We start from the raw sequence: 8,014 nt of genomic DNA on the forward strand, positions 1-8,014 counted from the left end.
TCAGCGTGCTTATATGATATTTGGTATTGTAATTATTATACAAATTATGCTCAATAGTATGTGCAGCTACAACCTGATTATTATAGGTATTCTGACTTATCAATATGTCTCTGCTTATATTGCTGCCACTTCCGTCAACAAAATAGTCTCCTATTGATAATTTAGATACCGGACTTGGTGTTCCTATTCCCACATTACCCGAAGCAGGAAATAAATTGGTTTGACCAAACGACAAAGCGCTATAGGATAATAGCATAATGATTAGATAATTTTTAGTCATCTGTTTACAATTTTGATTTTAATGCTTCCAATTCTTTATGCTGTAGTTCAATTTGCTTCTGTTGCAGATCACCCCTATTTTTCTGCTCAATCAGATATAAGGTTAGCTCTTCAATTTTCTGAAGTAACTTTTTATTCATCTCCCCTAAATCTATCCCTTCCGATTTTACCTCAGCAGCAGAAGGGATTCCAGGCAAATGGCCTTTTTCTTTGATGTGTTTTTCGGTTTCTTGGAGACTTGTGAGCTTGTAATCCTCTTTGAATACATAATCTGGCCATGCTGATTTAAGCTGAACTTTTACAGATTCAGCAATCATATTTCCCGCCACGGCAAGCTTATAACCCTTTGTATCGGGTGCTCCCACGCCTATATTACCTGCAAAGTAATTCGTTGCGTTTCCATTTAAATAGACTGTACCTTCTTTAGAAATCCCATTAGAGTTCACATAGGAGTCTACGCCTGTCTTAAAGCTATGCGCAGGACCATTTTCTTCCTGAAATGGCAACTGATTCGCAACTCCATCATATACTTTACAAGTTGTTGAATACAAGGATTTATAATGGTAAGTTGTTCCGCCACCTCTTAACCAAATAATGATGTTAAAACCAGCATTATTGCCAGTAGCATCTTTCCAGCCAGCAATGAAACTATTATTTGTTTGAGTGATATCGGCGTTGATAAATGCAGAGCCTTGCCCCCATCTTGTGGTATGAAAAGTAAATTTCGAAATAAAAGTACCTCTGTAAGTACTGTTTTCGTGAGTGTCAGATCTACCGATTTCTAGTTGAGAAGCTGCATGATTATTCCATCCTTCATCAGTCCATGTAGTAGGGTAGAATTTATCGAAATCCCCACCAACCGTGATACTTCCCGAAGTTTGCGATTTAGCCACAAAGGTGATCAGCAAAAGCATTAAAAGTATGGTTTGTCTCATTTTCTCTTGAGATGATTAACTTCAGTTTGTAATTTTTTAACATTGTTGTTCAGATCGATCATCTGCAGGGTCATCTCCTCTATTTTCTTCAGCAATCGGGCATTCATTTCTCCTAAATCGATTCCTTCCGATTTTACCTCAGCAGCAGAAGGGATTCCAGGCAAATGGCCTTTTTCTTTGATGTGTTTTTCGGTTTCCTGAAGACTTGTGAATTTATAATCATCTTTGAATACATAATCCGGCCACGCTGATTTAAGCTGAACTTTTACAGACTCCGCAATCATATTACCCCCGACCGCAAGCTTGTAGCCTCTTGGATCAGTTGTACCAATAGCTAAATTTCCATTGGAGATATAATGGTTCCCATCACCGGTAACCATAAGATTTTTTGATGAACTCAAGTTATTGTCAAGAATCGAAGGGGCTGAAAAACTCGGAATTGGTGTTCCTGCAGGCGCCACATTAACCTTAATCTGATTTAAATCAACCACCTGCTCTACCTTATCCTGCAAATAAGTTAATTTAACTATGTAAGTAGAATAGTCCTTCACGTCAAGGTATACAGGAAGCGATTTGTTCACATAACCTCCTAGTGAAGTGGTTAAATCTGAGGTCGGTCCAATCGATATTCTCCCATCGTGGCCTATACCTGCCGACTCTACCAATTTAAGTGCGGGTGTTCCACTATTTGCCCCTTGTCCATAACCGTTTTCAAGTATGTATTTCTCATAACCGGTCTTATAAGCTCGATTAAATAGCTCTATGATTACTAATCCCCCGGATTGCCAATGGTAGGAGTTGTATCCTATTCTCGCAATTTCATACCGCATGGCCTGCTCGTTCACCGCACTCAAAGAATTTGTAACGGTTGTTCTGAGTCCGTTCTGGTCTGTCGAGCTTTGTGAAAATCCTTTGAAGCAACAGATCAGTAAAAAACAAATGGTTAGTATCTTTTTCATAATTTATTCATTGATCATCTAATTAATTTCTGGGAGCAATACTAAACATCTTCAGTGCGACCACACTGCACTAAAGTTTTTTTTGAAAAAAAATTTTCGGCATCAGAAAATCTGGGCAATAAGAATCCCATCCCGAACGTATTCAGGTGGGCAACCTCGTTTAACTGCTCGTTAAGAGCGGTTTATATCAGGTTAGAAAAATAGTCCATGACCTGCGAAAACTCTATATTTAAAAAAAGCGTCAAAATAAGGGATCCTCTAATCGATCTTTTTAAGATTTCTTTTATTAAGGCATCATTATATTTCTTATACGCGAAAAGAAAAAGTCCCTCTTCAGAATAGAAATACGTTTCACGGAACCTATTGTAAGCAATAGGTGCATCCATGTAGTCCCTCATAAAATTTAACGTAAAAAAGAGCGTTCTGCGGGAAACCCCCAGCCGTTCTGCCAGGGCTTCTGGCGTTCCTGTTGATTTTTGACGGATTAATAAATCCAGAGTGATTACTCGTGTCAGATCAATTTTCATAATCGGAGCGATTTAAAATATTAAAAATTATTACTCATTTGAAACATTGGGAGATACATTGCGATCAAGATCACTCCAACCACTAATCCTAAAAATATGATGATCAGAGGCTCCAGTAAACTGCTTAAAGTATTGGTTCTGTACTCTACTTCTTCAGTATACTGCATCGCTATTTTCTCAAAAAAATAGTCCATCCGGTTCACCTCTTCTCCTACTTTGATCAGCTGGATCATTTTGGGGGGATAAAAAGGAAACGCAGACAAACTCTTATGAAGGGACTCTCCCTTTAATATATCTTGTTCTACACTTAACAGAGAAACTTCAATGGGATAGTAGTTGATCATTTGGCGTACAAGAGCAATTGACCTGAGGAGTGGTGTATCGGTACTGACTAACAAACGCATGGTGTTTGCAAAACGGGCCAGGTAGACTTTTTTCACCAAGTCTCCTATAACAGGTAATTTCAATATCAGCCTTGAAGAGAGCTTCCTAAAAACATTGGTTTTCCGCTTAAAGAGGTATAACAGTGTTCCAGCCGCAAAGAAAAGTAAAATCAGGAGAAAATAACGATCAAACCAGCCAGATATTTTAATAATTAATGCAGTGATCCAGGGTAATTTTCCACCGAATCTTAAAAATACATCTGCAAACATGGGAACAACAAACTTGATCATGAAAAACACGGCTCCCATAGAAGTGCAAAGAACAATGACCGGATAAGACACTGCACTCACAATTTTCCGGCGTTGCTGGATCTTACTTTTATAATACCTGGCCAGATCTGTGAGTACCTCTCCGAGTTTACCTGTTTCTTCTCCTATCTTTAGGCTATAGTATTCATAATCACTAAATTTACCGGTCTCTTTTAAAGACTCAGACAAAGCAAGACCGGATAAAATCTGCTTTCTGATGCCTTCAAACAAAGATTTATCTTTGGCTTGTTCCTGATCTACCAGGATCAGATCTAATGCAGAGCGGAGATCGATACCAGACAGCAAGAGTGTGCTGAGCTCAAGATAAATACTCTCCTTTTTTTTATCGGGAACCTGTGCACTGCCAAAGCTGATTTCTTTAGTCATAAAAGAAAAGAGCCCGGGGCTTTCTTTTACCGGAGCAACTGGTTTGTTTTTCTGATATCTGGAAATGTCTATTGAGGGCATAATTATTCAAATAAGTCGTTACTGCTGTATTTCTTGTTGTAGATATAGGGAATGTTGCGGCCTTCTGCCATCACTGTTATGTTAACCTGATCAATTCGGTCGCCGCTTTCTGCTTCTTTGTTTTCAAAGGAAGCGTTGCTGAGCTGTGCGTTTATTTTAAACGTGTCGGTTTTGAGGTCAAACTGGCTTCGCATCAGCTTTTCTTTGTCAAAAACATAGACAATATGCCCCTCTTTAAGGAGCAGGTCCATACCGCCTTCGGTCTTTTTGATCTGGCTGGCAGAAAAGAAGTCCGTCCGGATCAATTGATCTGCAGTCATTAAATCTGCCATTTGATCTTGTTTGACCGAATAATCAAAATAAGACTTACTCACGATCCTGTAAATGGTATAGGTCATGGAAATAGCAACGGCTGAAATGAGCATTGCAATGGTGACTTCCATTAGCGTGAATGCAGGTAGGCGCTTATTCATGTGCATCCTCCTTATCCTTCTGAATAATGCGGTGATAGGTGCCTATATTTTTACCATTACGGCTAAAAGTTACCGTACACAGAAAAACATCAGCATAGCCGGCATAGGGTTCTGTTTTCTTCTCTATTTTTGTGCTGTCGGGAAGAACTCCAATATCCTGTTCCTTTTCTTCAAGATTGTGTTGAAAGTAATGCTCTGCTGTTGCGCGTAAATACTGCTGTTCTGCAGAGGGTGAAGACCGCACCACATTGGCGTAGATCTGTGCCGCCATAACGAATACAATTAAGATGATGACCATAGCTACAATGACTTCAAGCAAGGTAGAGGCCTGTAATTTTTGCAGTTTTAGTTTAGCCATTTGAGTATTTGCGGGGTAGTTTGGTTTGCTTTGATCAGAAATGAACTCAGGTAGTATCGGCTCAGGGATTTACGGTCAAGAGAAATGTCTATCAGATAGTTTTCATATAAAGTTGCGGGGGTTTGCATAATAAAGCGTTTGGCGTAGACCTTTCCTTGTACCCTTACCGGCTTTTCAAATTTGATATAGCCTGTTGCATAAACCTCTCCTTTAACCAGGCAGTTTTTATCTATAGAAATTAAGGTTTGCAACTCACTTCTTTCCTTTTCATAACTCAACAGGGTGCCATAAAAACGGCTTCCTTCGCCGAGTTTTATCTTTGACTGAGACGTCCCCTTCTCTGGTTTGAGAACTGCTGCAAACGAGGGGTATCCAAGAACACTGTGCTTGCCGATGATAATGGAATCTCTGGCAAATAGCTGGCAGGTTCCTTTGAATCCTTCTTCTATGAGGATTGCGGGTGCAAAAACTTGTATGTCCTGAAGTTGTACATCCCGGCCAATGGAAAGGATGGAATCTGAAATTAAGACCAGATGCCCTTTAAGGATCTTGTTGTCCAGTCTTCCTTTTCCTCCTTTTAAATGGTACACTTTTAGGGGTTCAAAAAAGGAATTGTTTACAGAATCTCCGGCGGGAATGGGCAGTCCTTCTTTATGAATAAACCATCGGCTTAAGCTGTCTATGATGGGCTGATCAAGCGCTGGCAAGGCTCTGCTGCTGTCTTTGATCTTTCCTTTAATAAGTTCTTTCCCTTCATAGCCTTTTCCGTCTACGTAGGCTTGCTTTAAGCCCGATTTGGGGAGTTCACCATTACCAATAATTTGGGTACTCCCACTAAGGGAAAGCGGACGATCTTCATCTGCCAGGTACAAAGCAGACTGGTCTTCGAAAAGACTACCTGTTAGAAAGCTCTGTTTGAGGGTATCGGTCTGCTCAAAGGCCTTAACTGTATTTAAGTCAAAAACACCCCATTTCGTTTTACCGAGCTCCAGACTGTCTTTTCCTTCTCCATATACATCCAGCCGATTTAACGTATCTGAGGCAATATAATTTTTTGACAACAACAAATTCATTCCTGAAGTGATGTTATAGTGAAGCCGTTCAAATCTCAGTTTCTTTTGTTGCCCAAGCCGGTAATAAAAGGCAACCGTAAGCAAGGATACAGAGATCATGGCCACCAGTATGGACACAATAATTACAATATAGAGAGCGGCGGCCTTAACCATTATTTATGGTGTTTAAACAGGTTTTTAATAAATTTTGGAACGATGCTTTTTCTTACTGAATCAGGATGCAGAACCCTGCTGCTATCCATAATTTTTACCACCCTGATTTTTAAGGAATCATTTTTATAATGGCCTGTTTGGCTAAGTTTCCCCTGGTTATCGTACTTCCGGTAGATGCCGTTCTTTTGACCAGCACTCCAGTTGCATTCTTCTTTCAGCAGGCCTTTTTCGTCCCAGCTTTTCCACTGCCCTTGTTTTAACCCTTTTGAAAACCAGCCTGCTTCTTTAAGATTTTTATTGGCGTAAAAATCTTCGTAATAACCATTCAATAATTTACCGCTATAACCGCCCTGGCTGGACTGAATACGCTGACCAGAAAACCAGTAATATTGAAGATTACTGAAAGCCCGGACATTTGGAGAGGGTTTCACATACGCAACTATGGTGTGGTCTGTATAGTTTACAATCACCTTATGGGTAATCAGATCTTTGATAGCCGTTTGCGCATCTGCGGCTGTATAGGCCAACAGATTAAAGAGCAGTAATGTAGAGATCGGTAATTTTTTTGATGTCATTGTTTGATGTATTTTTGTTTTCCCTGCCAGCTGAGCAGTACAGAGTCTCTTTGATTTTTTAAAAGTTTTACCCCTTCGAACACTTCGCCTTCTGCCATCATGCGTTCCTTTCCGTTGACCGACAGGATGGATACTATTCGTTTATTTACAGGATTGATGATCCGTCCGGAATATTGAATACCACTCCAGTTTAGCGGTGGCGGAATTGCAACGGGCGCTTTTATGACCGGAACAGAGGTTATATCAGATTTTTCAGTTTTCGAAGCAGGAGCAGCAGTGCCCAGAAAGGGATCCCGGTAATTTAAAACAAGTTTGAAAGTGTCGGTCTTTACGGTGTATTTGTCATAAGGTTCATGGTCTGCTTTAACCGTCATGGACGGAAAAATGTCCTGATCTTCTTTTTCTTTAAAGAAGATTTTATACAAAATAATACCCCATACCCCTGCCACCGCGCAGAGTAATAGATAGGTAAGTTTCTTATTTTTTACCTGTTGCATGAATTTATTGTATTACAAAGCTTCTTGATTCACCTTTGGCACTGGTATTACCAGCGTCGTCTACCGCCTTCACTTCCCAGGAGATTTTTTCACCGCTGGTTCCCTGGTTGAACACATAGGATAAGCCTGTCAGGGTTAAAGGGAAGGTACTGTTGTAGGCATTGTTGGACTCACCTTTATACACGTATAAAATGTATTTTTTTGCGTCGGCAGAGGCGTTCCATTTTAAGGTAACAGGATTGGAAACTGTAGAATTATTGAATGGACTGTTGAGTACAACAACTGGTGGTGGCGTGGCATCAAAGCTGAGGTTTTGTACCACAGACCATTTTGATTCCAGTGTGCCGCTCAGCGCTTTAATTCTCCATTGATAGAGTTTGTCTTTAGGCAAAGCAACCGAGTAACTGACATTTGGAGTGGTTTTATCTAAAAATAAAAAAGTAGCATTATCAAATCCGTTTCCGGTGGTATCAATTTGAATTTTGTAGCTATCGGCGCCAAAAAGCTTCAGCCAATTGAATACTGCGTTGGCCTGGTTGGTCACGGTGTTGTTGGCTGGAGAAACCAGTTGAACTTGTTGTTCTGTTATGGAAGTTGGATAAATGGTCAAGTTAGCTGTTGTATAACCGGTTTGACTACTGCCATTTTCTGCTCTGACCCGCCATTGATAAGTTCCCGGATCGAGCGTATATTTATATTTATTGGTTTTAATGAGTGTATCAATAATGAGTTTATTGATCTGGTCAAAATCAGGTGACACGATCTGGAGCCGATAGTAGAGCGCATCTTCTGTGGTTTCCCACCAGAAGGTTTGGGTGTAGTCTTTTGTTTCAGTGTTGCTTGCAGGTGCCAGTAGTATGACCTTGCTGTCTTCAATAGAAGGTTCTATAAATTCTTTGCAGCCTACCCCGGTTAAACATATCAGTAGAAAAAGGATGTAATTACGTTGCCTCATAAAAATAATTGCGATTAATTTTGGGGCAATGTAAAACAACTCAGTGCAACCACACTGCACTCTGCAATTA

At 40.1% G+C, this 8,014-nt stretch carries 11 protein-coding genes; all 11 read right to left on the minus strand.

Annotated features, from left to right (window positions below):
* Positions 1-280 (minus strand): hypothetical protein (locus tag DBR11_RS19010; protein ID WP_199233886.1); only part of this gene is annotated, 280 nt, incomplete at its 3' end.
* Positions 281-284: 4 nt separating this feature from the next.
* Positions 285-1,214: a hypothetical protein gene (locus DBR11_RS19015; protein ID WP_108554212.1), complete on the minus strand. Its 930-nt coding sequence runs from the start codon at positions 1,212-1,214 to the stop codon at positions 285-287.
* Positions 1,211-2,173: a hypothetical protein gene (locus DBR11_RS19020; RefSeq protein WP_108554213.1), complete on the minus strand. Its 963-nt coding sequence runs from the start codon at positions 2,171-2,173 to the stop codon at positions 1,211-1,213. The genes DBR11_RS19015 and DBR11_RS19020 overlap by 4 nt, the downstream gene beginning before the upstream one ends.
* Positions 2,174-2,355: 182 nt before the next feature.
* Positions 2,356-2,700, minus strand: coding sequence for a hypothetical protein (locus DBR11_RS29920; RefSeq protein WP_199233887.1), 345 nt, complete (start codon positions 2,698-2,700; stop codon positions 2,356-2,358).
* A 20-nt stretch (positions 2,701-2,720) separates the two neighbouring features.
* Positions 2,721-3,860 (minus strand): type II secretion system F family protein, encoded by a 1,140-nt coding sequence (locus DBR11_RS19030; protein ID WP_108554214.1) that lies wholly within the window; start codon positions 3,858-3,860, stop codon positions 2,721-2,723.
* A gap of 2 nt (positions 3,861-3,862) precedes the next feature.
* Positions 3,863-4,333, minus strand: coding sequence for a type II secretion system protein J (locus DBR11_RS19035; protein WP_108554215.1), 471 nt, complete (start codon positions 4,331-4,333; stop codon positions 3,863-3,865).
* Positions 4,326-4,691: a type II secretion system protein gene (locus tag DBR11_RS19040; protein ID WP_108554216.1), complete on the minus strand. Its 366-nt coding sequence runs from the start codon at positions 4,689-4,691 to the stop codon at positions 4,326-4,328. The genes DBR11_RS19035 and DBR11_RS19040 overlap by 8 nt, the downstream gene beginning before the upstream one ends.
* Positions 4,679-5,917, minus strand: a complete 1,239-nt coding sequence (locus DBR11_RS19045; RefSeq protein WP_108554217.1) for a hypothetical protein — start codon at positions 5,915-5,917, stop codon at positions 4,679-4,681. The genes DBR11_RS19040 and DBR11_RS19045 overlap by 13 nt, the downstream gene beginning before the upstream one ends.
* Positions 5,917-6,492 (minus strand): toxin-antitoxin system YwqK family antitoxin, encoded by a 576-nt coding sequence (locus DBR11_RS19050; protein WP_108554218.1) that lies wholly within the window; start codon positions 6,490-6,492, stop codon positions 5,917-5,919. The genes DBR11_RS19045 and DBR11_RS19050 overlap by 1 nt, the downstream gene beginning before the upstream one ends.
* A complete protein-coding gene (locus tag DBR11_RS19055; protein WP_108554219.1) occupies positions 6,489-6,989 on the minus strand; it encodes a hypothetical protein in 501 nt (166 codons plus the stop codon). The genes DBR11_RS19050 and DBR11_RS19055 overlap by 4 nt, the downstream gene beginning before the upstream one ends.
* A gap of 4 nt (positions 6,990-6,993) precedes the next feature.
* The coding region (locus tag DBR11_RS19060) for a hypothetical protein (RefSeq protein WP_233260827.1) at positions 6,994-8,014 on the minus strand (1,021 nt) is incomplete at its 5' end.

It is taken from the genome of Pedobacter sp. HMWF019, from assembly GCF_003061025.1.
Classification (GTDB): Bacteria; Bacteroidota; Bacteroidia; order Sphingobacteriales; family Sphingobacteriaceae; genus Pedobacter.

Excerpts from the sequence above, each read along its gene's own strand:
- DBR11_RS19015 (WP_108554212.1), bottom strand. The coding sequence starts at position 1,214 with ATGAGACAAACCATACTTTTAATGCTTTTGCTGATCACCTTTGTGGCT.
- DBR11_RS19020 (WP_108554213.1), bottom strand. The coding sequence starts at position 2,173 with ATGAAAAAGATACTAACCATTTGTTTTTTACTGATCTGTTGCTTCAAA.
- DBR11_RS29920 (WP_199233887.1), bottom strand. The coding sequence starts at position 2,700 with ATGAAAATTGATCTGACACGAGTAATCACTCTGGATTTATTAATCCGT.
- DBR11_RS19030 (WP_108554214.1), bottom strand. The coding sequence starts at position 3,860 with ATGCCCTCAATAGACATTTCCAGATATCAGAAAAACAAACCAGTTGCT.
- DBR11_RS19035 (WP_108554215.1), bottom strand. The coding sequence starts at position 4,333 with ATGAATAAGCGCCTACCTGCATTCACGCTAATGGAAGTCACCATTGCA.
- DBR11_RS19040 (WP_108554216.1), bottom strand. The coding sequence starts at position 4,691 with ATGGCTAAACTAAAACTGCAAAAATTACAGGCCTCTACCTTGCTTGAA.
- DBR11_RS19045 (WP_108554217.1), bottom strand. The coding sequence starts at position 5,917 with ATGGTTAAGGCCGCCGCTCTCTATATTGTAATTATTGTGTCCATACTG.
- DBR11_RS19050 (WP_108554218.1), bottom strand. The coding sequence starts at position 6,492 with ATGACATCAAAAAAATTACCGATCTCTACATTACTGCTCTTTAATCTG.
- DBR11_RS19055 (WP_108554219.1), bottom strand. The coding sequence starts at position 6,989 with ATGCAACAGGTAAAAAATAAGAAACTTACCTATCTATTACTCTGCGCG.